A 23,115-nucleotide genomic window follows, 5' to 3' on the forward strand; every position below is an offset into this window, starting at 1 on the left:
CAACACCGGTTAGCCGCTCAACCCGTCCGTGACGCCGACAGCGATCCTAATCGGCAGTTCCGTAACGTGATGGATCGACGGCCACGTACTGTTCGACGACCAGACCGCTGGAACGACGCCGAGCGAGCCAGCGCTGGAGGTCGTGGGCGAACAGGGCGGGACTCTCGACGCGAGCGAGGCGGCCGGAGAGACCCTGCGGTGAGCGGACGAGCGCGATCAGGGCCCACATCGATCCGGCGGCGATCGCACCGGCGGCGGAGAAGGCCATCCCGAGCGAGAGGAAGGTCAGTCCGTAGACGAACCCGATCCCCATCGACGGCAGGCTCGTTCCGAGCGGGACGTTCGCCGTCGCGTCACGGAGCGTCGGTGCGAGAAAGACGATCGAGAGCCCACTTCCGAGCATGAAGACGAGATCTTGCCACATCATCAAAACTACTTACTCGGTCACGAGTTAATAACTCTCTCGGTCCGGGAGTGGGGGTATCAGCCGGATAGACCGCCGTAGAAGACAGTCTCGCGGGATTAGGACTGTTCGAGGATCCCCCGTTCGAGGAGCGTCTCGCGAACCTCGGCCATCGACGTCGCGACGACTTCACAGTGTGGTTCGACGGCCGGTTTCGGCTGGAACCCGATCGAGAGGCCGGCGACCTGCAACATCGGCAGGTCGTTGGCCCCGTCGCCGATCGCGACGGTCTCGGCCATGACGGCACCCACCTCGTCGGCCAGATTCGCGAGGGCGTCGTCCTTGGTCCCCTCGATCAGCGGCCCCTCGACGTCACCCGTGAGTTCCGTTCCGTCTTCGGTCATCGGCAACCGGTTCGAGACGATGTGATCGACGGCGACCCCCTCGCGCTCCAGGGCGGCGGCGACGCCGCGTTCGAACCCACCCGTCAGGATGGCCGTCGTAACGCCGGCCTCGTTCAACTCGGCGATCAGGTCGGCGGCACCCGGCCGGAGTTCGACCTCGTCGAACGCGGCCGCGGCCTCGTCCGCCGGCAGTCCCTCGAGCAGGGCCGCGCGCTCGCGGAGGCTCTCGGCGTAGCCGATCTCGTCGTTCATCGCGCGCTCGGTAATCTCGGTCATGTCATCGGCAACGTCGCAGCGATCGCCGAGCAACACGGTCATCTCGGAGTCGGAAAGCGTCCCGTCGAAGTCGAAAGCGACGACTGTCATCGCTCGCCGCTTGTCGCGCCCCGGATAAACCAGTTCAGGTTTCGGCCAGTGTGGCGCGCGATCGGGTTCGACTCGAAACGACGGGGCGACGGGGACGTGGGTTCGTCCATCCGCGATCGGTCGGGGAACACCGTACCGAAATGGTTACTTTCCGGGAGGCAGTGACCGAGGACATGTCATCGGAGTCGCACCTCGAGTACGACACGGGGCCGCCCCTCGACGACGAGTCGGACACCGAGAGCGGCAGCGATCGAACCGAAACGGACGCCGAACCGGAGTCGCCGGACGACGGGGAGACACGGCAGCCGTCGACGACCGTCTCACCCTGGGTAGCGGGGCTGTGTTCGGGTGCGGGTGCGTTCGCGATCGTCTTCGCCGTGATCTACCACCTCGTCGGATCGATGTTCGCCGCTGGCGCGTTCGCTCGCATGGAGGAAGAGCCCAGCCAGGTGGCGATCGCCGGACTCTCCACCCTCGGCAGTCACGGCGCGTCGATCGAACAGGGCGGTGAACAGATACAGTCCGGGTTCGCGACGTACACCGGGCTTACCTCCCACGTTACCACGCTGATCCCGATCATCGTGCTGGCGCTTTCCGGCTACCTCCTCGTCAGGTACGTCCGACTCGAGACCCGCGCCGAGGCGGGGCAGGTGATCGGATCGATGGGGGCGGCCTACGTCGCGCTGGCGATGGGGCTCGCACAGGTTGCCACGTGGACCCCCGAAGACGAACCGGTCGGCGCCACCGGCGATGCCAGCCAGATCGCCGTCCCGGTCGACGCCGGAACGGTCCTCACGCTCGCCGTCACCGTCTTCGTCTTCGCGGGGATCGGAGCCGCCATCGCCGCCCTTCCGCGGTGGCTCGAGCGCGATCGGGCATCCGCCGACGATTCCGACCCCGCCTGACGAAACCACGTCGCAAGCGAACCCGGACTCAGACGGATTACTCCTCGACCGGCGTCTTGACGATCGTCACCGGCCGCGAGGCCAGTCGCGCGACGCGATCGGTGACGCTGCCGAGCAGTCGGCGGTACTCGCCCGATCGCTCCTTCGAACCCATGACCAGCAGGTCGACGTCCCCGTCGGCGGCGTAGTCGAGGATCTCCTCGTGGGGCCGGCCGTGCCTGACGGCCACCGTGGGCTCGAGTCCCGCCTCCCGTGCGGCCTCCGCGGCGGCCTCGAGCGCGTCCTCGCCGACCTGTTCGAGCGCGGCCTCCAGTCCCTCGAACTCGTGGACGTACTCGTCGCCGGTGTAGGAACTGTAGACGTCGCTGTCGACGACGTACAGCAGGTGCAACTCGGCCTCGGCGTGCTCGGCGAGTGCGATCGCGTGTTCGGTCGCCAGTTCCGTTCCTTTCTCCGCGTCCGTCGGCAGGAGGATCCGATCGTACATACGAATATGTTCGCCGAGTAACCGGATAAATCCACGTCCCGCTCCCGTGACCTGGGAACGGGACCACCCGAGGACGGCCGGAAGTCGCCGTCATCGCAACGTCTTTTGCTCGAGCGTCACCAGTGGCGACAATGACAGTCCTGTCGCGGGAACGCCCGCCGATCGCGTTCCCGGTGGTGGCGTGACGAGCGCGACGGCCGAGGTCGTGGCGCTCGCGCTCCTCCCCGCGATCCTCTGGGGGTTCACGCCGATTTTCGACAAGCGCGGGATGGCCGCGGGCGGCGACTCCGTCCAGGCCTCGCTGGTGGTCGTGATCGTCGACTCGGCGATCTACTGGCTCGTCATCGCCGTCCTCCACGGCCGATCGGCGTTTGCCGGCCTCACGACGGAAGCGATCGCGATCTTCGGGTTCGCCGGCGTCGTCGGGACCGCGCTCGGCCGGATCACGATCTTCGTCGGCGTCGATCGGGTCGGCGCGAGCCTCAACAGCGCGATCCTCAGTTCGCGGCCGCTGTTCGCGACGCTGATCGCGCTCGTCTTTCTCGGCGAACCGCTGGGGCCGAGAACGGGCATCGGCATCGTCGTCCTCGTCGCCGGCCTGTCCCTGCTGACCGTCTCGAAGGGCGGCGACCTCGGCGGCTGGCAGCCCCGGGACCTGCTGTGGCCGATCGCCGCCGCGGCCACCTTCGCCGTGGCGAACGTCAGCCGACGGTACGGGATGACCGAGACGCCACTCTCGGCGCTCGAGGCCGTCGCGATCAACGAGACGGTAGGGCTGGTCGCGCTCGTCGCATTCGTGGTCGCCACCGACGGCCGCGACGTGCTCGAACGACCGCGAGCGTCCTACCGGTACTTCGCCGGCAGCGGACTCCTGACGACGGTCGCGATGCTCTCGCTGATGGCCGCGCTGGGCCTGGAGGCGGGTCGGATCGCGATCGTCGATCCGCTGGTCGCGACTGCGCCGCTGTTCACGTTGCTCTTCGCCGCGGTCCTGTTGCGCGACCTCGAACGGGTGACCCGCGGGGTCGTCGCGGGTGCCGTCCTGGTCGTCGTCGGCGTCGTCTTGATAACGCTCTAATCGCGAGGTCGTCCCACCCGACGACTACCGTCCCGTCCCGGCCCCGCCGCCGATCGCCAGATCGAGCACGCCGAGCGCAACGAGCGTCGGGTAGAGGACGACCGCCGAGTGGAAGCCGACCGAGGCGTCGAACGGTGCGCCGAAGTACAATCCGCCGACGAGGGCCGCCGCATACAGGGCGAACCGGCCCCTGCGCGCCCGCCAGTCAGTTCCGGAGACGGCAGGGAAGACGGCGACGCAGCCGGCGACGAGACCGGCGGCGACGACGGCGGGGAGAACCGGGCCGTCTGCGACCATGCCCGCGACGCCGGCGCCGTAGGTCCCGAGACCGACGACGGCGGAGAGGAAGACGGCACGACCGAGCAACAACCGGTATCCGCCACCGATCCCGAGCGTCACCGTCTCGATCCGCGGCCACTCCCGATCGCCGATCAGTTCGCGACGCCGGAGTCCGATCAACGTGGGCAGGAGCACCAGGACGACGATGCTGCCGATCACGTGGGAATCGCGGTGAACCGTCGACTGAAAGACGAACCAGAGCATCAGCACCGTCAGTATCAGCACCTGTGCGAGCCCGTAGTAGACGATCGCGTCGATCAACCGCTCGTCCGGGCCGGCGGGCTCCCGAAGACGACGGCGTTCGCTCCCCAGGGGATCGTGGGGCGACATGGACGATCGATACGGCAACTCGCGACTAAAGCGTTCGGAGAAATTGATTTCATCTCCGGACGCCGGTCTCGAGGGACTCGTCGACGACGACGGTCAGTTCGTCCTCCCCGGCCCGGACGGTCACCGCCACCCGCGTCGGATCGCGCTCGAGGACGGACGTTCGATCGCCGTCTACGGCGAACGGGAACTCCCAGGGAGGACGATCGGACGGGTCGATTCCGTGTCGATGAAGGAACGAGACGACGGGCGGAGCGACCACGAGCGTCTCCCCCACGGTCGGGTAGTACGCGCCGGAACAGTCCCGACAACGGACGGTGACGATCGGTTGATCCCGGTACCGCGAGAGGAACGAGTCGTCGGCCCCCGGAAGTGTAATCGTCGTCTCGAGTTCGCCGGCACACCAGGGACAGCGCCGGTTGCCGATCGAGAACAGGACGGCGCGAAACCGCTGGGCCGCCGCGTCGAGCAGCGCCTCCCTCGATCGAGCCCCGTCCGTTCGGCCCGGGACGTGGACCATCGCGAGACGGCAGTCGCAGTCGGGACAGTCGACGAAGAAGAGTTGCTCGTCCGTGTACCGCGCTCGCGCCGCCGTCCGACAGCGCGGACACGCCGCGTCTGTCTCGAACTCGCGGCGGGTCGGAGTCGACGAGAACGCGCCCGCGACGAGAAACCGATAGGCGAACTGGCCGAGCCAGTTCAACTGGTACCGGCCGTCGCAGTGGTCGACGAAGGTGCCGGTCAACTGGGAGAGATGGTAGGTGAACCGGCCCTTGTCGTCGACGCCGACGCGCTTTCGGAGCGTCGAATACTGCATCCCGTACGCGTCTCGGCGATCGATCGGGACGTATTCGAGGTCCTCGATCGACGCCGGCGCCGAGCCGAGCGTTCGGAGGATCTCGACGCGAACCTCGCTGGCGAGCGCGGAAAACGCCGACTGTGGGGTCAGCTCGTCGTCCGGTTCGTCGGCCATGGGGCGCTTTCGGACGGCACTGGTATTACTCTCCCGGCGTCGGCGATTCGCTCGTCGCAACGCGATCGGCCAGTCGACCCGATCGGAGGGGTCGATCCCGGGGCACGCACGGGGACGATCACCGCGGGAGGTAGTTTTTGCCGGCCGCGGCGACAACGGAAGGGTTTACCCCTTCCGCCCGATTGTCTCGCGCATGAAAGTGCTCGTCACGGACCCCATCGCCGACGCGGGTCTGGACGTACTGAGAGACGCCGGCCACGAGGTCGAAACGGGCTACGAACTCGAGGGCGAGGACCTCCTCGAGGCGGTCTCCGACGCGGGCGGACTGATCGTTCGCTCGGGAACCGAAGTCACCGCGGAGGTACTCGAGGCGGCCGAGGACCTCGTCATCGTGGGCCGCGCGGGGATCGGGGTCGACAACATCGACATCGACGCCGCGACGGACGAGGGCGTCATCGTCGCCAACGCCCCCGAGGGCAACGTGCGCGCGGCCGCCGAACACACCGTCGCGATGACGTTCGCGACCGCCCGATCGATCCCGCAGGCCCACATCCGCCTGAAGAACGGCGAGTGGGCGAAAAGCGAGTACCTCGGCGCGGAACTCGACGGGAAGACCCTGGGCGTCGTCGGCCTCGGCCGTGTCGGCCAGGAGGTCGCCAAGAAACTCGACTCGCTGGGGATGGACATCGTCGCGTTCGACCCCTACATCTCCGAGGAGCGCGCCGATCGGCTCGGCGCCGAACTCGTCGACTTCGAGCCGTGTCTCGAACGGGCCGACTTCCTGACGATCCACACGCCGCTGACCCCCGAGACGGAGGGGATGATCGGCGCGGCGGAGCTCAACCTGCTCGAGGGCGGCCACCTCGTCAACGTCGGCCGCGGCGGCATCGTCCAGGAGGACGCGCTCGCGGCGAAAGTCGAGGACGGCACCCTCGCCGGCGCGGCGCTGGACGTCTTCGCCGAGGAGCCGCTCCCGGCGGACTCGCCGCTGCTGGAGCACGACGACGTCATCGTCACGCCTCACCTCGGGGCGTCGACCGAAGCGGCCCAGGAGAACGTCGCTACCTCCACCGCAGAGCAGGTCAACGCCGCGCTGGCCGGCGAACCCGTCATGAACGCGCTGAACGCGCCCTCGATCGACGAGAGCGCGTTCCCGCGTCTCGAGCCGTACATCGAGATTTCCGAGACCGCGGGCAAGGTCGCCGCCCAGTTGCTCGAGGGCCGCATCGAGGACGTCGAGGTCACCTACGAGGGCGACATCGCCGACGAGGACGTCGAGTTCGTCACCGCGTCGGCGCTGAAAGGCGTCTTCGAACCGCTCGAATGGCAGGTCAACGCCGTCAACGCGCCCCAGATCGCCGAGGACCGCGGCGTCGACGTCACCGAGTCGAAGACCCGCCAGGCCGAGGACTTCCAGAGCCTCGTCTCGGTGACCGTCAGTAACGGCGACGACGAGGTCACCGTCGACGGTACCCTCTTCGCCGGCGACGACCCGCGAATCGTCCGCGTGGACGGCTACCGCGTCGACGCCATCCCCCACGGGAAGATGGTCGTCACGCGCAACACCGACGAACCCGGCGTCATCGGCCTCATCGGGAGCGTCATGGGCAAACACGGCGTCAACATCGCCGGCATGTTCAACGCCCGCGAGACGATCGGCGGCGAGGCACTGACCGTCTACAACGTCGACAGCCAGGTCCCCGACGAAGCGAAAGAAGAACTCGAAAGCGACGAGCGGATCATCGGCATCGACTACATCACGCTGAACGGTCAGGCGTAGGGCCGATCGGGTCGACGAGACGATCAAAATCCGTTTTGATTCTCCGGGCGAGCTAATACGCTACCGGCGAAAGTTGGCCGGTAATGGTAGTACTCGCCGCCTTCAGGGACGGCTGGACGGCCCTCCGGAAGAATCCGACGTTACTGCTCGCCGGGTTCGCCGTCGCGATCGTCAGCCGGCTCCAGCGAACCGGGACGCTGACCGATTCAGCCGTCGTCGACGGTCTCGCATCGATCACGTTCTTCGTCGCGTTTCCGTTCGTGACGGGCGGATTCATCGGGATGGCGCTCGAGGCCGTTCGCGAGTCGGAGACATCGATTCGACGATTCGTCCGGGCCGGGCGGGCCCACTACCGGCGGATGCTGGGCGCGACGGTGCTGTTCACCGCGGTCGCGATGGCGGTCGTCTTCGGTGGGCTCTCTATCGTGACGATCGGCGGCGTCGTGTGGCTGTTCAGCGTCGAGACCGTCGGCGAGACCGTCGCGTTCGCGACGATGGCGGGGTTCGTCGGCGCGTACCTCCTCACGATCGTGCTCGTGCTGACGTTCGTGCAGTTCTACGACGCGGCCGTCGTCGTCGAGGGCGCCGGGACGACGGGCGCGCTCTCGCGAAGCGTGGACGTCGTGCGGTCGAACCTCCCGGGCGCCCTCGTCTTCTCGGTACTCTGGCTGGTCCTCCTGAACACGGTCCTCCAGCCTAGCGCGATGGTCGAGGCGGTGGAATCGCTATCGATCGCCGCCACGGCCGCCGGGCCGGCCGATCCACGGGCCATCGCAGCCGGGACGGTCGCGATCGACCTGGGCGTCGCGCCGGCGATCGCACAGCCGATCGGCGTGGCGGTACCGGCCGTCACCGGGGCGTACCTCTACACCGTCTACACGGCGTTTTACGTCCGGCTCGTCGCCGAGATGGCCGACTCGAGCCCTGCCGCCGCGTCGACCGGCGTCTCCGGCTGAGAGCGTCTCGCGGCTGAACGGGACCCAACCGAATCCGGTTGCGAAACGTACACTTCGGTGGCCCGGAAAGATCACACCCCGAACGAAGTCGGACCTCGAACTCCATGACTCGACTACTGCCGACAGGAACGGACGCGTCGGTCCAGCGAACCGACGATCCAGTGGTACTGTGTCTCGACGACGACGCGACGAGGGAGGTGTTTGCAGCCCTCTCCTCCGAGACGGCCTACGAGATGTTCCAGCTGCTGACCGAGGAGCCAGCCACCCCGGCGACCGTCGCCGATCGACTCGACACCTCCATCCAGAACGTCCACTACCACCTCGAGAACCTGGCGGAGGCGGATCTGATCGAGGTCGCCGACACCTGCTACTCCGAGAAAGGACGGGAGATGAACGTATTCGTCGTCTCGGAAGATCCGACGCTGGTGGTGCTGGGGCCCAGCGACGATCGCGTCCACCTCAAGCGCGCGTTCAAGTCGCTCTCGTCGGTCATCGGACCGACGGCGATCCTGCTCGCGGTCGCCGACCTGTGGTCGCGCCTGCTCGGCTCCGAATGAGCGGGCGGTCGAACGCGGCCCGCCACGGCGACCCGACCGACGAGCGGACCGCCGCTGGCGTCCCATCGGTCAGGGTCCGGCAGGACGAGGACGGGTGTGGCTGTCTCGCCTGTCGAAACGTGACGATCGAGGCGGCCCGTCGATCGATCGTCGACGCGCTGGCCTGGAGCGGCCGGCTGTTCCGATCGCGGCCGTCGATTCCGCTGCTCGGCCTCGCACTCGTCGTGGCGAACCGGCTGCTGGAGAACGTCGTCCCGCTGTACGTTCCCCTCCCGCTCGTCGAGTTCCTCGAAGGGGTCGCCACGTTCGTGCTCCTCGTGGGGTTTCGCGCGTACGTCGCGACGATCGTCGCCGGCGAGGTGACCGGCGACCGGGTGACGCTCCGGGACGGCCTGCGTCACAGTCTCGCGCGGACCCCCGCACTGCTGGGACTCGGGGCGCTCGTCGTCGTCGGCCTCGTGTTCCTGCTGGGTCCCACAGTGATGGTGCCGATCGTGGTCGTGGCTGTCCCCGTGTTCGTCGACGCCGTCGATCCGGCGAGCGCGCTGGGGACGGTGCTCCTCGTGAGCGCCGTGCTCGCGGGCCTCCTGCCGATGCTCCTCGTTCTCGTCAGGTTCTGGTTCGCGATCGAAGCCTGTGCCGTCGGCGGCTACGGCCCGCTCGAATCCCTCCGGGTGAGCTGGACGATCACGACGACCGATCGCGCCAGGGTCCTGGTGCTGGCGCTCGCCGCGTTCGCCAGTACCGGCGTCGGCCACGCCGTCGGCTCCCTCCCCTGGACGATCGAGGCCACGGGTCCGGTCGGGCCGCTGTTCGACGCGCTCTCGGCGAGTCTCGGCGAACTGGTCACGGTCGCCTGGTTCGGCGCGTACGCACACCTGTACGTCCAGGCGGTCGTCCAGCAGTGAACGGGGAGCGAGTAGGGCCGCCATCGAACAGCGAGCAGTCGCGCCACCGTCGCCCGTTCGTCAGCGTGCTCACGATCGATCGCCGTCAGCCGACGATCGACACCTCGACGCTGGCCTCCTCGTCCGGAATGACGACGACGTAGTACGCGCCACCGCTGAGGCCCTCGACGGTGACGGTTTCGCCCGACTGGGTGTCGAGGCTCACCACGTGTCCGGCGTCCAGGCCGCGGAGGACCGCCGCCGCTGCCGTCCGGCCCCGATCGTTCCGGAGGGTCACGTCGATCGTCGCGTTGGCGTCGGCGTCGAACGAGACGACCGTCTCCTCCTCGACCGACTCGTCGACGACGGTCTCGTCCCCCAGACAGCCCGCGGTCGCGACTGCCGAGGCCGTCACGACCCCCAGGAACGACCGGCGGTTCATACCGGGGAATCGAAGGGATCCATGATAGTCTTGATGGCGATCACGTCTGACACGCGGCGACGGATGCGGGGCGCTCGGCTGCCAGTCCGTCCGAACTACGCCCGGTACTCGGCCATCACGAACGGGACCGAGCTCCCGAGCGGATCGTCGACGATCCGCTCCCAGACGATCTCGAAGCCGGCTGCCTCGAGCGACGCGCGGGTCCGCCGACGGCCGGGCGTGCTGAAGAACATCGATCGGCCGCTCCCGAGCCAGTCGCGCCGGACCGTCTCGTACCTCCCCGAACCGACCGTCGCGAGGAGCCGACCGCCCGGTCGAAGGACGCGCGCGAACTCCGCGTAGACCGCCGGATGCTCCGCGCGGGGGACGTGGAAGACGGCGTGGTACGCCGTGATCCCGTCGATCGAGTCCGCCGCGATCGGGAGGGCCGTCATCTCGCCCTGGACGAGGTGCGCGTCGGGGACGGTCGCCGCCGACAGCTCGAGCTGGCGACCGGAGATGTCGAGACCGATTCGCTCGACCCCGGTGAGATTCGCGAGCGTGCGCATCCCGTCGCCACAGCCGACGTCGAGGACGGTCGCGTCCGCGGGAAGCCCCGCGAGCAGGTCGTCGATCAGCGCGGCGTCTTCCCCGTCGGCACGGCGGTTCCTGGCGTAGTCGTCGGCGACGGCGTCCCACGCCCGCCGGAGTTCCTGTCGGTCCATGGGCGGGAGACGGGCCCGGAAGGGATGGCGCTGGTGCCAAACGAGCGGGGACGAACGGGTCGATCCGATCGATCGGGGTGGCCGTACGCTCTTGTCGCTCGGCCCCGTAGGGGGCCCGATGAAACCTCCCGAAACCTCGCGGCTCGCGGCCGTCATCGCGGACCTCCGTGACCGCGGCTACCGCTGTCCAGACCCGATCGACGTCGAAGCGCCGGTCGTGGCGACCGATGGCGACCACCCGGCGGACGGTCCGGACGTACCGCTGTCGATCGATCGCGTCCGGGAGGTCACGCCGCTGACGATCGCCAGCGGACTGGCGGACGCCGCCCACGCCGGTCGCGCGCCGGTTCTCGTCGTCGACGAGTGGGGTCTCGAGGACGCCCGGGCCGTCCTCGGCGAGCCGTTCCTGCTCCGCGGCCGGACGGATGGGCACCGCGAGTTCTACTCGATCCCGGACCGGATCCCGCTGGCCGACGGGCGGTACGCCTGCGTTCGGGCCGACGAGGAGCCGCAGTGGCGGGAGGACCCGTCGACTGCGGTGACCTCGGTCGATGACGGCCGCGAGGAGTCGCAGTGGCGGGAGGACGGCCCCGATCGGACGGGGACGGACGAACCTCGGCTACTGCTCGAGGCCGACGGGACGATCCAGGCCGTCCTGAACTCGCCCGAGGCGCTGACCTGCCCCCGGCCAGCGCCGGACGCGTTCCCCTACCGGTACGGGCGCGGCGCGGACAAGCGCATCCACGTCTTCGATCGGGACGGCGAGATCGGTCAGTACGCGGGTATCGCCGCGATGAGGGGGAACGCCTACCGGCCGGTTCCGCTGCCGCTGGTGCCCGAACACCACGTCAGGACGGGCGGTCGGCTGGCTCGCGGCGTGACGCTCGCGATCGTGACGGACGACGGTATCGCATACGAACGAGCCTGAGGCGGCCGTTTACGGGTGCTCCGGGAGGCGAGTGATCGGATCGACGAGTTAGGGCGCGCCCATCAGCACGAACCGGCTCTCGACGTCGCCGTTGTGGATCTGGTGGGTCGCGTCCGGCGGGATCCGGATCGCGTCGCCCTCGCGCATCTCGACCGATTCGTCTTCGACGGTGACGGTCGCCTCGCCCTCCATCAACAGGTAGACCTCTTCGTGGGCTTCCGCCTCGTGGTCGTGTTCTTTGCCTTCCCAGCCGGGCTCGCACTCGACGACGGTCACGCCCATGTTCTCGCAGTTCAGTTCGTCGCGGAGGAAGTGCATGCCGTGCCGGTCGTCGACGTCCCGGTAGTTCGTCTTCGTGTAGTCGGCCATCACGAATCCCTGCCCACGCAATATCGTATAAACCTTGACCCGAACGGCAGCGGGATCGATCGGGCGAGGGTCCGCGGCGGCAAAAGACCTATCGCCCGGACGGTCATGCGTTCGAACATGGACGACATCGCCGTCGAGTTCGGCGAGGACGGCCTGGTCCCCGCCATCGCACAGGACGCCGAGACTGGCGAGGTGCTGATGCTCGCGTACGTCTCCCCCGAGGCCCTCGAACGGACCCGCGAGACCGGCCGCGCACACTACTACTCCCGGAGCCGTGACGAGTTGTGGGAGAAGGGCGCGACGAGCGGCCACACGCAGGAAATCGAGGCGGTCCGTGTCGACTGCGACGCCGACACCCTGCTCTACCTGGTCGACCAGGAGGGCGGGGCGTGTCACACGGGCCACCGATCGTGTTTCTACCGGACGATCGAGGGGGAACACGTCGGCGAACAGGTGTTCGACCCGGACGCCGTCTACGAGGAGTAGGATGAGCGAGCGCGTCCACCGCGGATCGGCCGAGGAGGTTGATTCCACGGCGCTCGAGCGACTCGAATCGGCACGGGAGCGATTCGCCCGGGCCGAGGACGCGATCGAGGACGAGGGCGGCGACGCCGTCGCGGACGCCGCCGACGCCTACCGGGACGCGACGGACCTGCTCGAGGACTACGTCGATCGGGCGACCGGCACCGGCCGGGAGAACTTCAAGGCCTACATCGAACTCGAGGGGCAGTTCGCCACGCTCGTCGAGGATCTACCAGCGGACCTCGCGAGTCGGGCCGCGTTCGAGGACGCCCTCGAGGCGATCGACAAACGGCGGTTGAGCGAGTCCGACTTCGAGCGGGCTCACGACGCCCTCGAACCCGCAAAGCGGTACGCCGACCTCCTCGAGGAACGCGAGGCCGCCCGCGAGGCCCTCGCGGAGGCGCGCAAGGCGGCTGGCAGGCGGATCCGCGCGATCGGCGACGCGATCGGCGACCGCGAGCGGCTGCTGGAACTCGCCGACGCCGACCTCGACGCGCCGGTCGAGAACCTCCGGGAGCCGATCGAGACCTACAACGACGCGATCCGCGAAGCGTTCGTCGACTACCGCCAGTCGGCGTCGGCCAGGGAGGTGTTCGCGATGCTCGATCGGAGCCGGTGGTACCCCTTCGTCGAGTACGAGCAGCCCCCCGCGGACCTGCGCGCGTTCGTCGACGACGCGCCCGCCGGCGAGGAGACGATCCCGACCCTCCTGGAGTACGCCGACTACTCCCGGTCGAAGCTCTCCCACTACGTCGACGACGCCGATCGGCTCAAGCGGCGGGTGGCGACCCAGCAGACCTACCTCGAGGGGATCGACGCCGACCCGCTCGCGATCGAGTGGCCGCCCGGCCCGGCCGGCGTGCTCCGGCGGCGCACGCGGGAGTACCAGCCGTTCGTCGCCCGGGTCGCCAGCGAGGAAACCGTCGCGGCCCTGCGCGCGGTCCGACAGCGGACGCACGACCCCGACTACGATCGGCTCCAGACCGCCGCGCAGGCGGTCGAACAGCTGTCACCGGCAGAACGCGATCGGCTGGCCGACGGCCGGGTCGCCGAGGAACTCGAGGACCTCCGGGCCGAACGCGAGCGGCTGGAGGCGGCGCTCGAGACGGACGATCCGGTCTGAACGGCGCGACGGACTCGCCGATCCGAACCGCGAGCCGACACTGAAGACGACGGCGGTCGTACCCCCGGTATGACCAGCCACCTGCTCGTCCCGATGGACGACTCCGAACCGGCTCGATCGGCCCTGGAGTACGCTCTCGATCGGTTCCCGGACGACGAGATCACGGTCGTCCACGCCGTCGACGACCTCGAAGCGGGCTACGGCGGCCGCCCGCCCGCGGTCGGCGGCGAGGGGGCCGATAGAGATCCCGACTTCTTCGACGACGTCGAACGCATCGCGGCCGAGCGCGACAGGACGATCGAGACCCGGGTGATCGAGGGGCAGGCGGCCGACGCGATCCTCGCGTACGTCGACGAGGAAGCCGTCGACGGAATCGTCATGGGGAGCGAGGGCCGATCGGGCGTCTCGCGAGTGCTGCTCGGGAGCGTCGCCGAACAGGTCACGCGGCGGGCGGACGTCCCGGTAACGATCGTTCCCTGAGCGAACGAGGCCCCGTCCGGGAGAACCAGCGGGGTTTTCACGACCGTGGGACGACCGGCCAGCATGGACGATCGGACGGGGACCACGCTCCACACCGCCCTGTTGATCTCGACGACGGCCGGCCTCGCGTGGCTGTCCGGCCTGCCGATGCTGTTTCCGAGCCTCGGCCCCTCCGCGTTCGTCCTCGCGCTGTTCCAGGACGGCGACGCGACGTCCCCCAGGCGGGTGGTCGGCGGCCACGCGATCGGCGTCGCCGCCGGCCTGCTGGCCTATCACCTGCTCGCCGGCGGGGTGACGATGACGGCGACGACGCCGGCAGGATCGATCGAGGGCTTCCGCCTCGCCGCGAGCGGCGTCGTCGCGACGACGCTCACCGCGGCCGGGATGCTCGCGACGGACACCCGTCATCCGCCCGCCTGTGCGACGACCCTGATCGTCTCGCTCGGCCTGCTGTCGACGGTCGTGGAAGGCGCGCTGATCATCCTCGCAGTCGTCGTACTCGTCGTCACCCACCGGCTCCTGCTCGCGAGCGAGCGACTTGGGGCGCAGTACGGCGAGTCGTTCCGATCGTGAGACCGCCTACGCCCCGTCTATCCGCCGAACCGTTTCGGTTACTGCAACCGCAACAGTGAGCACACCGGACACAACGAGCAACGGGAATAACTGCGGAATGACAGCGACAAACGCAGTAAGCTGTACTGCAAATAACAACAAAATGATGTCTCGTTGCCGATCTCCCATCGATATTTGATCGATGGTTCCGAGAGAAAATAGTTCTGGTTTCAGAGTTCGGACAGCTCGAACGTACCGCATGAGTCCGGAAACGAACTGTATGTCAGCCCCCGTTACTTGGTCGTCTTGCGCGCTATCAGGCGTCGTCCTTCGCGTCCATCAGCGTCTCGTGCATGTCCGCCGCGAGATCGATCGCCCGCTCCTCGTCGCGGGCCTCGGCGTAGACCCGGACGAGCGGTTCGGTGCCGGAGGGACGTGCGAGGACCCACGCGTCGCCGAAGTCGAGTCGGTAGCCGTCCCGGGTGTTGAGTTCGGCGTCGGCCGCCTGCGCGTGGTTCGCGGCGGCGTCTAGCATCGCGTCGCGCTCGGCCGTCGACTCGTAGGCGACGTTGCGACGGACGTTCGCGTAGCCGTCGTAGGGGGCGACGATCTCGCTGACCGGCCGATCGGCGACCAGCCGGAGGAACCGGGCCGCCGTGAACGCGCCGTCCCGGGCGAGGCGGTAGCCGGGGAAGAAGATCCCGCCGTTGCCCTCGCCCGCGATCGGCACGCGATTGCCCTTCGTCTCGAGTTCCTCGATCCGGGTGATGATGTTCGTCGACCCGATCGGGGTGAGTTCGAGGTCGGCGCCGATCTCGTTCACGACGTCGACGAGGCGCTGGGAGACGTTGACCGCCGAGACCGTGGTGTCGCCGGGTTCGAGTTCGGCCGCTGCGAGCGCCGCGAGGGTGGCATCGCCCTCGACGTACTCACCGTCCTCGTCGAAGAAGATGGCTCGATCGGCGTCGCCGTCGTGGGCGATGCCGACGTCGGCGTCGGTCGCCCGGACGAGGCGGCCGAGATCGCCGAGGTTGTCCGGGACCGGTTCGGGGTTCCGCCCGGGGAAGTGGCCGTCGGGCTGGCCGTTGACGGTGACGACGCGACAGCCCAGTTCCCGGAAGAACTGCGGGCTGGTCAGCGCGCCCGCGCCGTGGCCGGGGTCCAGCGCGACGGTCAGGTCGGCGTCGGCGATCGGTTCGCGATCGACGGCCGCGAGCAGGTCCGCGACGTACTCGTTCGTGACGCCGTCGACCTCGCGGACCTGCCCCGTCTCGTCCCACGGCGCGACCGCGAACGATTCGGCGAGCAGCGTCTCCTCGATCGACTCCAGGTCGGAGACCGCGAGTTCGACCCCGTCGCTGCCGACCAGTTTGACCCCGTTGTACTGCGGCGGGTTGTGCGAGGCCGTGATCACCATCACGGGCACCCCCTCACGCTCGGCGTAGGCCTGTGCACCCGGCGTCGGGACGATCCCGAGGCGATCGATCGCCATCCCCGTACTCGCCAGCCCGCTCGCGGCCGCGTCGGCCAGCATTCGCCCCGTGTGGCGCGTATCACGCGCGACGGCGACTCGATCGACTCCCCAGGCCGTTCCCGCCGCCTTCGCGACGCGCAGGACGAACGCGGGCGTCAGCTCCTCGTTGGCGACGCCCCGCGTCCCGCTCGATCCGAAGACTTGCATCGGGTACTAGTCGGGACGGACTCCTCAAAGGGATTCCGACATCGACAGCACGTCAGTCGGGTGTCCTGCTGGGTAACGTCGGGCATCGATCGACCGATTCTGCTCGTCCGACGGAGGGCGGCAGACAGAACGCTTTCGGGCCGCGGTCCCGACGGTTCGGATATGCACTCCATCGAGGAAAAGCGCGTCTACGGCGATCGATCGGGCGCGGTCGAGGCCTACGTCGCGAGTTCGGTCGGCGTCGTTCGCGTGCGCGTCGCCGGCGACACGGTCGGCGAGTTCGGCCTCTGCGATCGCTGTGACGCACGCGACGTCGCCGCCACCCGGACGGGAACCAAGGCCGGGGTTGCGATCGCGACCGACGAGGACATCCGGGTGCTGGACGCGACGCCGGCGGCCGAATCCGCCGACGAACGGGCCGACGACCCGACGTTCGTCGACACCGGCTTCGGGCCGGCGGTCGCCGTCGGCTACGACGGGGAGACACTCCTGGCGGCCGACGCGAGCGGGCGGATCGCTCGCCGGGTCGGCGACGAGTGGACGACGCTCGCGGACGACGCCATCGAGACGGTCACGGCGATCGACGGCGACCTCGTCGGTACCGGATCGGGCGTCTACCGCGTCCGGGACGACGAACTCGATCACGCCGGCCTGACGGACGTCCGCGACGTCTCCGCGGCGGGCGTCCCCCTCGCGGCGACCGCCGACGGCCTCTACAAACTCGGCAACGGCTGGATGACGATCCGCGAGGGGTCGGTCGACGTCGTGGCGGCCGACCCGCGGTCCGATCGGAACCAGCTCGGCCGGGCCCACGCCGTCGCCGATCGGACCGTCTACGCGCACGATCCGGCCGACGGCGAGTGGCAGGCGATGGACGGGCCGGACGAGACCGTCGTCGGGATCGACTACGGCGAGACGGTCTACGCCGTCTCCGAACGGGGAACCTTCTACGCCGCGATCGACGGCGACGGCCCCGGAACGTGGCGATCGCAGACGATCGGCGTCGGCGACGTGACGGGAATCGCCGTCCCGGGAACGCGGTGACGGTCACGACCCCACTGCAGAGTGGCGCTCGCCGCGCTCTCGATGGGGCGGTATCCGCCGCGCTTCCGATAGACGGTATCGCCGAACTGTCGATGCGGCGAGGGGTGCCGAGCCACCGACACAGCGTCGCTCCGAGCAAGAGCAGTTAACTTCCCTGAATACATGAGTCGCGTACATGAGCGAGCTTCCGCGACGCCGATTGCTCGCCCTCGCGGGCACCGCGACCACCGCAGCGATCGCCGGCTGTACGGGGAGCGACGACGGCGACGAGGGTGACGAGGGGAACGAGAACGACGAAGACGAGGAGAACGCGAGCGACACCGAGGAGAACAGCGACGTCCGGGTCGGGGGGACCGTCCTCGGCGAGATCGATATCGCCAACTTCCAGGACGAGTCCCACACGGTCGACATCATCGTCGAGTTCGACGGGTCGTTCGAGGAGTGGAAGACGACCGAACTCGAGGGCCGAACCGACACCCGGCTCGAACGCAACTGGCCGACCAGCCCGGGCTCGTTCCGCGTGATCGCGCGGCTCGACGGGGGGGAGCCGGAGCAGGTTACGCCGGCGAAGTGGAATGCTCCGGACTGTCTCAACCTCGTCGTGATGGTCCGGAACGGCGAACTATCGATCACGGGCGATCCCAACGGCGGCCCGTGCGGGTCGGGTGACGCTGGACTCGACGACGAGAGCGACGACTGACGCGCTACCCATTGGTTCCGCCCCGGATCATCCGGTCGCGAGAACGAAAACTGGTTTACCCCGCGGGCTGTGGCCACGAGTATGATCGTCAGCGGATCCGCGTCGCAGGCTCTCGCCGCGGCGCTCGCACGCGAACTCGAGGAACCGCTCGCCGCCGTCGAGTACGATCGATTTCCCGACGGCGAACTGCTCGCGTCCGTTCCAGGCGCTGCGACCGACGCCACTGCCAGCGACGCGACTGACGCCGATCGGGCAGTGATCGTCGCCGCGACGGTCTCGAGCGACGCCCACGTCGAACTCCTCCAGCTACAGGACGCCGTCCGGGAAGCGGGCGTCGACGAGGTCGTCACGGTCCTGCCGTACATGGGGTACGGTCGACAGGACAAGTCATTCGAGGCGGGACAACCCATCTCCGCGCGTGCGGTCGCGCGAGCCATCTCGACCGGCGCGGATCGCGTGCTCACCGTCACCCCCCACGAGGAGGCCGTCTGCGAGTTCTTCGAGCCGACGGCGACCGCGATCGACGCGGCGGGCCGGCTGGCCGAGCCGCTGCCCGACGACCTCGCCGATCCCGTCTTCCTCTCGCCGGACGCGGGCGCGATCGATCTCGCCGAGACGGTCCGTGACGCCTACGAGACCGGCGAGACGGACTACTTCGAGAAGACCCGCCACTCCGGCACCGAGGTCGAGATTACCCCCAGCGACGTCGACGTCGCGGGCCGGGACGTCGTCGTGGCCGACGACATCATCGCGACGGGGTCGACGATGAGCGAGGCCGTCGGCGTCCTGGGCGAGCGCGACGTCGGTCGCGTCTTCGTGACCTGCGTCCATCCGCTGCTCGCCAGCAACGCCCTGGCGAAGCTCTCGCGGGCCGGCGTCGAGGCGATCTACGGCACGGACACGATCGAACGGGCGGTCAGCACCGTCTCGGTCGCCCCGGCGATCGCTGCCCACCTGTAATCGTCGGTAACGTCTCCGCCCGGCGACAGGTATCTCAATTCTTAAGTGATTACCCATCCCTCGCCTAATTGTTAGCGATTCGGACAGATCACAGTGCGGAGCCCGCCGTGGACCGGCCCCGATACCCCAACCAGATGCACGGAATCGTCCACAAGACGCTCAAGGAGTACGTCGTCGCGAAAACCGACGACGAGACCTGGGCCACCATCGTCGATCGCGCCGACGTCGAGTCGACGCTCTATCTTCCCGTTTCACACTACGACGACGACGACGCCGAGGCGATCCTCGCGACGGTCTCCGAGATGGCGGTCCAGGACCGGCGAGCGATCGAACGCGACTTCGGCCGCATGCTCGCGCCGAACCTGGTACGGACGTTCGACGCCTACATCGACGCCGATGGGGGCCTCGAAGGGGTGCTCACGTCGCTCGAGGCGATCGTCGACGACGTCGCGGCGGCGAGCGAGGAGACGTCGCCCCCGGACGTCTCGTCTCGACCGGAACCGGCGGTGGACGCGGTCGTCGTCACCTACCGAACCCACCGGGACCGCGACTACTGTGCGCTGGCCCACGGAATTCTCGAGGGGATCGCGACGACGTTCGACACCGACGCGACCGTCACGAAGACGGCCTGCATCGACGACGCCAACGATGACGCCTGTCGGTTCCGCGTCCAGTTCGAGTGATCAGGCGCGGCGACCGTGCACCGCGACCAGCGACAGGACGAGTGCCGCGAGCGACGCGATCGCCGCCGGCACACCGAACCCGGGCACGTCCTCGACCCTGTCGATCGGACTCGACCCGATCGTGACGGTCGTCGTCCGGTCGCCGACGGCGACCTCGTACCGGCCGGCGTCCGCGAACGAAAGCGTCGTCGCCACCGTCTCGCGCTCGCCCGGAGCGACGACGACGGGGACCTCGGCGGCGTCGCCCGCCGGCGTCCGGAAGGCGAGAACGGTCGCTCCCGGCCGATCGTCCGCGGCCTCGACGGTCGCCGTGGCCGTCACGTCCTCGCCCGGGTCGGCGGTCTCGGGATCGACCGCCAGCCCGGTCACGGCCACGCTCGCGGGCGATCGGACGTGCACCGTCAACCGATCCGAACCGACCCGCAGGTCGTACACGCCGGGTTTCGGCGGCGTCCACGTGAAGGCGTCCGTCGTCCGATCGCCGGCCGCGAGTTCGACCGGCCGGTGATCGACGACGTCGCCGTCGACTACGAGCGTCGCGTCCGCGGTCCCGTCTCGATCGCCGACGTTCCTGATCGCGACCGGGACCGTGACGGGTTCGCCGGCCGGGACCGCGACCTCGTCTACCGCGTCCGCATCGGCCGGCTCGCCGGGACCCCACGGTTCGCCCCCGACCTCGATCGGGGCCGCGTCGAGGTCGTACTCGAACTGCGCGACCGGCCCCTCGAAGGCGGCCTCGTGGGCCGTTCGGGTCCACATCTCGGGCGTCCGATCGGTCCGGGTGTACCGCTCGGCGACCGATCGCACGTCCGCGCCGCCCTCGGCCTCGACCGCCGCGAGGAAGTCGTCCTCGGTCACCGGCCCGTCGTCCCGGTTCAGCGTGCGGACGACGTCCGCGAGCGTTCGATCGCCGTCCGTCGCGAGCCGAAGCCGGCGATCGATCTCGCCGTAGACGAGTGCACCCTTCACGTAGTCGGTTCGATCGTCCGTCCAGGTCGCCGGCTCCGCCAGCGTGGCGTCCGCGTAGGGCTCGCGTTCGCCCGTCCCGAGGGCGTCGGCGAACTCGTCGAAGCCGACCAGCCCCGCTTCGAGTGCGAACAGCCCCGCGTAGTACTCCGCCTGTGCCTCGACGAGCCACGCCGTCTCGGTCGTGGTGCCGACGTCGGGGTTGGCAAACGCCTGTCGCGCGTGGACGTACTCGTGGAGCCAGACGGTGTTCGCCTCGTCTAAGGGTGCGTCGGCGACGACCCACGCGTCGGACTCGCCGTACTGGATTCCCCGGGCCGCCCACTCGACGTCGTCGGACGGCACCGCGACGAGAAACACTTCGTCGTGGCTCGCACCGACGTCGAACCGATCGCTCGCGGCGACGACGGCGTCGAGAATCTCCGCAGGCGACTCGCGGAGTTCCGCGTCGTCTGCGACCGCGAGCCTGACGCGTTCCCTGTCGCCCGTGCGTTCGTACTCGGTCACCGGTCCGAAGTACGCGATATCGCCGCCGGTCGCGCCGGGACCGTCGACGGTAACCGTCTCCTCGATGCCGACGGACGCGGTCTGCCGGAGCGAGAGGCCGACTCCGGGGACCTGGACGACGGCCCAGTCTCCCGTATCGACGAACGTGTAGCCGTCACCGTCGCGCGACTGGGCCAGGCCAGCGTCGTCGCGTGACGGCGTCACGGTCCGATCGGCCGACCCGTCCGCGTGACCGTCGCCCGTCCGATCGGTCGGCATCGTGAACCGGACCGTCGGTTCGTCGGTCGTCTCGGTCCAGCGATAGGTCCCGTCCCCGGTCGGTTCGAAGCCGTCGATCGAGTCGACCGACGCTTCGGACTCGAGTTCGATCTCGAGTTCCGTCACCGGATCGGGCACGCGAAACGTCATCTCCGCCTCGAACTCGCCCGGCCGATCGGGCCGGTGACGGAGGACGGTCGTCCGGTGGAGGACGTCGTCCGTCTGCGATACCGTGGCGGTCGATCCGGTTGCCCCGCCCGCAACAGCGACGAACGGGGTGGTGGTCACGGTGGCGTCCGGACCTGCCGACGGGGCCGGCGATCCGGTCGCAGCGATCACGCCGACGTTCGCGGGACCCGCGGCGACGAGCAAACAGACGACGAGGACGAGCGAGAGCCGGGCGTTCACAGAGGTACACTGGAAACTGATAGTCAAGACTTTTGTGGCGATTCCGTACACGCGTCGGGCCGTCCGCGAACGTTTTCGTAACTCGAAACTGATAATAACGGCCACGAACTGATTCGGCCCCAGCCGGGAGCCAGCGGACCGTTCGGTCTGGTTGACTCTCCGTTAAAAACGATCGTAAACGGTCCTGAAACGACGAACGGCTGTCGTTCCTTAAGTCCGGTCCGTTCGATGGGACGACCATGCCAAAAAACCAGCCGAGTCGCGATCGCAACGAAACCGACGATCGGTTCGCGTCCACCGTCGGACGCCGGACGTTCATCGCCGCCGGCAGTGGTGCCAGCGCCACGCTCCTCGCCGGATGTATCTCGGGGAGTTCGCCGACGGGTGGGGACGCCGATGCATCCGAAGATGGCGACGCCGAGGACTCCACGGACGACGCTGACAGTGCGAACTTCCGACTGCTCATCAGCGACATGCCGGCCGACATCGGAGACTTCGAGCGACTGGACGTCTCGTTCGATCGCGCCCGGATATTCGACGGCGGGAACGAGGAGTCCGACGGAGACGGGTCCGACGAGGAACAGGCGAAGGACGACGAAGAGAAAGAAGACGCCGACGACGAAGAACAGGCGGACGACGGAGACGGTGCCGACGATCCGGACGGCGAGGACGACGAATCCGGGGACGGAAACGAGAAAGACGACGAAGAGAGCGACGACGGCGTCGAGCGGAAACGCGGCTTCTACGTCATCGATCTCGACGGCGCGACGGTGGATCTGACGCAGGTGATCGGCGACAAGGCAAAGTCGGTCTGCGACGTCGAGCTATCCGACGGAACCTACCAGAAGATCGAACTCCACGTCTCGGACGTCGAGGGAATCGTCGACGGCGAGGAAGTGGCCGTGAAGGTCCCCAGCGAAAAGCTCCAGCTCACCTCCCCGTTCGAGGTCGGTGGCGACGAACCCGTCGAGTTCGTGTTCGACATCAACGTGGTGAAACGCGGCCCGGACAACGGCTACATCCTGAAACCCGTCATCTCGAAGAGCGGTGTCAACGGCAAGGACGTCGACGTCGAAGACGTGGACGACGATGAGGACGAAGACGAGGACGAGAGCGACGAGAAAGAAGACGAGAAGAGCGAATCCAGCGACGGCAACGATGATGACGATGCCGACGGTGACGGTGAAGAAGACGCGGACAACGGAGACGAAGCCGAAAACGAAGACGGAACCGATGAGAACGCCGGCGGAGCGGACAACTGAGACCGGTCGGTGAGCCGTTCCGCTACCGCCGGCTCTCCGCCGATCCGAATCAATCTCCGAACCA

General features: G+C 68.5%; 26 protein-coding genes. 16 read left to right on the plus strand and 10 right to left on the minus strand.

From position 1 onward, the window contains the following. Positions 1–46 precede the first annotated feature (46 nt). Both MUN73_RS02345 and serB read right to left on the minus strand, forming a co-directional pair. A complete protein-coding gene (locus MUN73_RS02345; RefSeq protein ID WP_250138841.1) occupies positions 47–427 on the minus strand; it encodes a hypothetical protein in 381 nt (126 codons plus the stop codon). A 95-nt stretch (positions 428–522) separates the two neighbouring features. After that, positions 523–1,173, minus strand: coding sequence for a phosphoserine phosphatase SerB (gene serB, locus MUN73_RS02350; protein ID WP_250138842.1), 651 nt, complete (start codon positions 1,171–1,173; stop codon positions 523–525). Positions 1,174–1,346: 173 nt separating this feature from the next. Here serB and MUN73_RS02355 point away from each other — a divergent pair, with 173 nt between their 5' ends. Next, positions 1,347–2,078: a DUF7978 family protein gene (locus MUN73_RS02355; protein ID WP_250138843.1), complete on the plus strand. Its 732-nt coding sequence runs from the start codon at positions 1,347–1,349 to the stop codon at positions 2,076–2,078. A 37-nt stretch (positions 2,079–2,115) separates the two neighbouring features. On the opposite strand, the gene MUN73_RS02360 is transcribed toward MUN73_RS02355, so the two are convergent. Further along, entirely contained in the window at positions 2,116–2,565 is a 450-nt protein-coding gene (locus MUN73_RS02360) for a universal stress protein (RefSeq protein WP_250138844.1), read from the minus strand. 181 nt (positions 2,566–2,746) lie between these two features. Between MUN73_RS02360 and MUN73_RS02365 the strand changes: the two genes are divergently transcribed. After that, complete coding sequence (locus MUN73_RS02365) at positions 2,747–3,643, plus strand: EamA family transporter (protein WP_250138845.1); 897 nt, start codon at positions 2,747–2,749, stop codon at positions 3,641–3,643. Positions 3,644–3,667: 24 nt separating this feature from the next. Here the strand turns inward: MUN73_RS02365 and MUN73_RS02370 are convergent, their stop codons facing one another. Both MUN73_RS02370 and MUN73_RS02375 read right to left on the minus strand, forming a co-directional pair. Further along, a complete protein-coding gene (locus MUN73_RS02370) occupies positions 3,668–4,312 on the minus strand; it encodes a DUF8215 family protein (protein ID WP_250138846.1) in 645 nt (214 codons plus the stop codon). 49 nt (positions 4,313–4,361) lie between these two features. Beyond that, positions 4,362–5,282, minus strand: coding sequence for a DUF7351 domain-containing protein (locus MUN73_RS02375; RefSeq protein ID WP_250138847.1), 921 nt, complete (start codon positions 5,280–5,282; stop codon positions 4,362–4,364). A gap of 193 nt (positions 5,283–5,475) precedes the next feature. Here MUN73_RS02375 and serA point away from each other — a divergent pair, with 193 nt between their 5' ends. The 4 genes from serA (at position 5,476) to MUN73_RS02395 (ending at position 9,483) form a co-directional block, all read left to right on the plus strand. Then, the gene (serA, locus tag MUN73_RS02380) at positions 5,476–7,062 is read left to right on the plus strand and encodes a phosphoglycerate dehydrogenase (RefSeq protein ID WP_250138848.1); all 1,587 of its coding nucleotides are present in this window, start codon (positions 5,476–5,478) and stop codon (positions 7,060–7,062) included. Positions 7,063–7,145: 83 nt separating this feature from the next. Next, positions 7,146–8,018 carry a DUF7847 domain-containing protein gene (locus MUN73_RS02385; RefSeq protein ID WP_250138849.1) on the plus strand — a complete coding sequence of 291 codons (873 nt, stop codon included), beginning with the start codon at positions 7,146–7,148 and terminating at the stop codon, positions 8,016–8,018. A 104-nt stretch (positions 8,019–8,122) separates the two neighbouring features. Next, positions 8,123–8,575, plus strand: a complete 453-nt coding sequence (locus MUN73_RS02390; protein ID WP_250138850.1) for an ArsR/SmtB family transcription factor — start codon at positions 8,123–8,125, stop codon at positions 8,573–8,575. Beyond that, entirely contained in the window at positions 8,572–9,483 is a 912-nt protein-coding gene (locus MUN73_RS02395) for a DUF7847 domain-containing protein (protein WP_250138851.1), read from the plus strand. The genes MUN73_RS02390 and MUN73_RS02395 overlap by 4 nt, the downstream gene beginning before the upstream one ends. 85 nt (positions 9,484–9,568) lie before the next feature. Here MUN73_RS02395 and MUN73_RS02400 read toward each other — a convergent pair whose 3' ends face one another. Together MUN73_RS02400 and MUN73_RS02405 are read right to left on the minus strand one after the other, a co-directional pair. Continuing rightward, positions 9,569–9,904 carry a hypothetical protein gene (locus tag MUN73_RS02400; protein WP_250138852.1) on the minus strand — a complete coding sequence of 112 codons (336 nt, stop codon included), beginning with the start codon at positions 9,902–9,904 and terminating at the stop codon, positions 9,569–9,571. A 95-nt stretch (positions 9,905–9,999) separates the two neighbouring features. Continuing rightward, positions 10,000–10,608: a class I SAM-dependent methyltransferase gene (locus tag MUN73_RS02405; protein WP_250138853.1), complete on the minus strand. Its 609-nt coding sequence runs from the start codon at positions 10,606–10,608 to the stop codon at positions 10,000–10,002. Positions 10,609–10,726: 118 nt separating this feature from the next. Here MUN73_RS02405 and MUN73_RS02410 point away from each other — a divergent pair, with 118 nt between their 5' ends. Then, positions 10,727–11,536, plus strand: coding sequence for a hypothetical protein (locus MUN73_RS02410; RefSeq protein WP_250138854.1), 810 nt, complete (start codon positions 10,727–10,729; stop codon positions 11,534–11,536). Positions 11,537–11,584: 48 nt separating this feature from the next. Here the strand turns inward: MUN73_RS02410 and MUN73_RS02415 are convergent, their stop codons facing one another. Continuing rightward, complete coding sequence (locus tag MUN73_RS02415; protein ID WP_250138855.1) at positions 11,585–11,905, minus strand: cupin domain-containing protein; 321 nt, start codon at positions 11,903–11,905, stop codon at positions 11,585–11,587. A 117-nt stretch (positions 11,906–12,022) separates the two neighbouring features. Here MUN73_RS02415 and hisI point away from each other — a divergent pair, with 117 nt between their 5' ends. From hisI to MUN73_RS02435, 4 genes are all read left to right on the plus strand, one after another. Continuing rightward, the gene (gene hisI / locus MUN73_RS02420) at positions 12,023–12,391 is read left to right on the plus strand and encodes a phosphoribosyl-AMP cyclohydrolase (protein WP_250138856.1); all 369 of its coding nucleotides are present in this window, start codon (positions 12,023–12,025) and stop codon (positions 12,389–12,391) included. A gap of 1 nt (position 12,392) precedes the next feature. Beyond that, positions 12,393–13,550: a DUF7118 family protein gene (locus tag MUN73_RS02425; RefSeq protein WP_250138857.1), complete on the plus strand. Its 1,158-nt coding sequence runs from the start codon at positions 12,393–12,395 to the stop codon at positions 13,548–13,550. A 69-nt stretch (positions 13,551–13,619) separates the two neighbouring features. Then, positions 13,620–14,030 carry a universal stress protein gene (locus MUN73_RS02430; protein WP_250138858.1) on the plus strand — a complete coding sequence of 137 codons (411 nt, stop codon included), beginning with the start codon at positions 13,620–13,622 and terminating at the stop codon, positions 14,028–14,030. 63 nt (positions 14,031–14,093) lie between these two features. Beyond that, a complete protein-coding gene (locus MUN73_RS02435; RefSeq protein WP_250138859.1) occupies positions 14,094–14,603 on the plus strand; it encodes an HPP family protein in 510 nt (169 codons plus the stop codon). Between the two features lie 295 nt (positions 14,604–14,898). On the opposite strand, the gene glmM is transcribed toward MUN73_RS02435, so the two are convergent. Next, positions 14,899–16,263, minus strand: coding sequence for a phosphoglucosamine mutase (gene glmM, locus MUN73_RS02440; RefSeq protein ID WP_250138860.1), 1,365 nt, complete (start codon positions 16,261–16,263; stop codon positions 14,899–14,901). Between the two features lie 162 nt (positions 16,264–16,425). On the opposite strand from glmM, the gene MUN73_RS02445 reads away from it, so the two are divergent. The 4 genes from MUN73_RS02445 to MUN73_RS02460 all read left to right on the plus strand — a co-directional run bounded on the left by MUN73_RS02445 (position 16,426) and on the right by MUN73_RS02460 (position 19,650). Then, positions 16,426–17,307: an HVO_0234 family beta-propeller protein gene (locus MUN73_RS02445; protein WP_250138861.1), complete on the plus strand. Its 882-nt coding sequence runs from the start codon at positions 16,426–16,428 to the stop codon at positions 17,305–17,307. Between the two features lie 175 nt (positions 17,308–17,482). After that, on the plus strand, positions 17,483–18,007 hold the full coding sequence (locus tag MUN73_RS02450; RefSeq protein WP_250138862.1) for a hypothetical protein: 525 nt from the start codon (positions 17,483–17,485) through the stop codon (positions 18,005–18,007). Positions 18,008–18,088: 81 nt separating this feature from the next. After that, positions 18,089–18,967, plus strand: coding sequence for a ribose-phosphate diphosphokinase (locus tag MUN73_RS02455; RefSeq protein ID WP_250138863.1), 879 nt, complete (start codon positions 18,089–18,091; stop codon positions 18,965–18,967). Positions 18,968–19,101: 134 nt separating this feature from the next. After that, positions 19,102–19,650: a heme NO-binding domain-containing protein gene (locus MUN73_RS02460; protein ID WP_250139599.1), complete on the plus strand. Its 549-nt coding sequence runs from the start codon at positions 19,102–19,104 to the stop codon at positions 19,648–19,650. Here MUN73_RS02460 and MUN73_RS02465 read toward each other — a convergent pair whose 3' ends face one another. Then, positions 19,651–21,789 (minus strand): CARDB domain-containing protein, encoded by a 2,139-nt coding sequence (locus tag MUN73_RS02465; protein WP_250138864.1) that lies wholly within the window; start codon positions 21,787–21,789, stop codon positions 19,651–19,653. 239 nt (positions 21,790–22,028) lie between these two features. Between MUN73_RS02465 and MUN73_RS02470 the strand changes: the two genes are divergently transcribed. Beyond that, complete coding sequence (locus MUN73_RS02470; protein WP_250138865.1) at positions 22,029–23,051, plus strand: DUF4382 domain-containing protein; 1,023 nt, start codon at positions 22,029–22,031, stop codon at positions 23,049–23,051. Positions 23,052–23,115 lie beyond the last annotated feature (64 nt).

Origin of the sequence: Halosolutus amylolyticus (assembly GCF_023566055.1) — an archaeon.
Taxonomy (GTDB): Archaea; Halobacteriota; Halobacteria; order Halobacteriales; family Natrialbaceae; genus Halosolutus; species Halosolutus amylolyticus.

Coding starts and splice junctions, on each gene's coding strand:
- MUN73_RS02345 (WP_250138841.1), bottom strand. CDS start 427: ATGATGTGGCAAGATCTCGTCTTCATGCTCGGAAGTGGGCTCTCGATC.
- serB (WP_250138842.1), bottom strand. CDS start 1,173: ATGACAGTCGTCGCTTTCGACTTCGACGGGACGCTTTCCGACTCCGAG.
- MUN73_RS02355 (WP_250138843.1), top strand. CDS start 1,347: ATGTCATCGGAGTCGCACCTCGAGTACGACACGGGGCCGCCCCTCGAC.
- MUN73_RS02360 (WP_250138844.1), bottom strand. CDS start 2,565: ATGTACGATCGGATCCTCCTGCCGACGGACGCGGAGAAAGGAACGGAA.
- MUN73_RS02370 (WP_250138846.1), bottom strand. CDS start 4,312: ATGTCGCCCCACGATCCCCTGGGGAGCGAACGCCGTCGTCTTCGGGAG.
- MUN73_RS02375 (WP_250138847.1), bottom strand. CDS start 5,282: ATGGCCGACGAACCGGACGACGAGCTGACCCCACAGTCGGCGTTTTCC.
- serA (WP_250138848.1), top strand. CDS start 5,476: ATGAAAGTGCTCGTCACGGACCCCATCGCCGACGCGGGTCTGGACGTA.
- MUN73_RS02385 (WP_250138849.1), top strand. CDS start 7,146: ATGGTAGTACTCGCCGCCTTCAGGGACGGCTGGACGGCCCTCCGGAAG.
- MUN73_RS02390 (WP_250138850.1), top strand. CDS start 8,123: ATGACTCGACTACTGCCGACAGGAACGGACGCGTCGGTCCAGCGAACC.
- MUN73_RS02395 (WP_250138851.1), top strand. CDS start 8,572: ATGAGCGGGCGGTCGAACGCGGCCCGCCACGGCGACCCGACCGACGAG.
- MUN73_RS02400 (WP_250138852.1), bottom strand. CDS start 9,904: ATGAACCGCCGGTCGTTCCTGGGGGTCGTGACGGCCTCGGCAGTCGCG.
- MUN73_RS02405 (WP_250138853.1), bottom strand. CDS start 10,608: ATGGACCGACAGGAACTCCGGCGGGCGTGGGACGCCGTCGCCGACGAC.
- MUN73_RS02410 (WP_250138854.1), top strand. CDS start 10,727: ATGAAACCTCCCGAAACCTCGCGGCTCGCGGCCGTCATCGCGGACCTC.
- MUN73_RS02415 (WP_250138855.1), bottom strand. CDS start 11,905: ATGGCCGACTACACGAAGACGAACTACCGGGACGTCGACGACCGGCAC.
- hisI (WP_250138856.1), top strand. CDS start 12,023: ATGGACGACATCGCCGTCGAGTTCGGCGAGGACGGCCTGGTCCCCGCC.
- MUN73_RS02425 (WP_250138857.1), top strand. CDS start 12,393: ATGAGCGAGCGCGTCCACCGCGGATCGGCCGAGGAGGTTGATTCCACG.
- MUN73_RS02430 (WP_250138858.1), top strand. CDS start 13,620: ATGACCAGCCACCTGCTCGTCCCGATGGACGACTCCGAACCGGCTCGA.
- MUN73_RS02435 (WP_250138859.1), top strand. CDS start 14,094: ATGGACGATCGGACGGGGACCACGCTCCACACCGCCCTGTTGATCTCG.
- glmM (WP_250138860.1), bottom strand. CDS start 16,263: ATGCAAGTCTTCGGATCGAGCGGGACGCGGGGCGTCGCCAACGAGGAG.
- MUN73_RS02445 (WP_250138861.1), top strand. CDS start 16,426: ATGCACTCCATCGAGGAAAAGCGCGTCTACGGCGATCGATCGGGCGCG.
- MUN73_RS02450 (WP_250138862.1), top strand. CDS start 17,483: ATGAGCGAGCTTCCGCGACGCCGATTGCTCGCCCTCGCGGGCACCGCG.
- MUN73_RS02455 (WP_250138863.1), top strand. CDS start 18,089: ATGATCGTCAGCGGATCCGCGTCGCAGGCTCTCGCCGCGGCGCTCGCA.
- MUN73_RS02460 (WP_250139599.1), top strand. CDS start 19,102: ATGCACGGAATCGTCCACAAGACGCTCAAGGAGTACGTCGTCGCGAAA.
- MUN73_RS02470 (WP_250138865.1), top strand. CDS start 22,029: ATGCCAAAAAACCAGCCGAGTCGCGATCGCAACGAAACCGACGATCGG.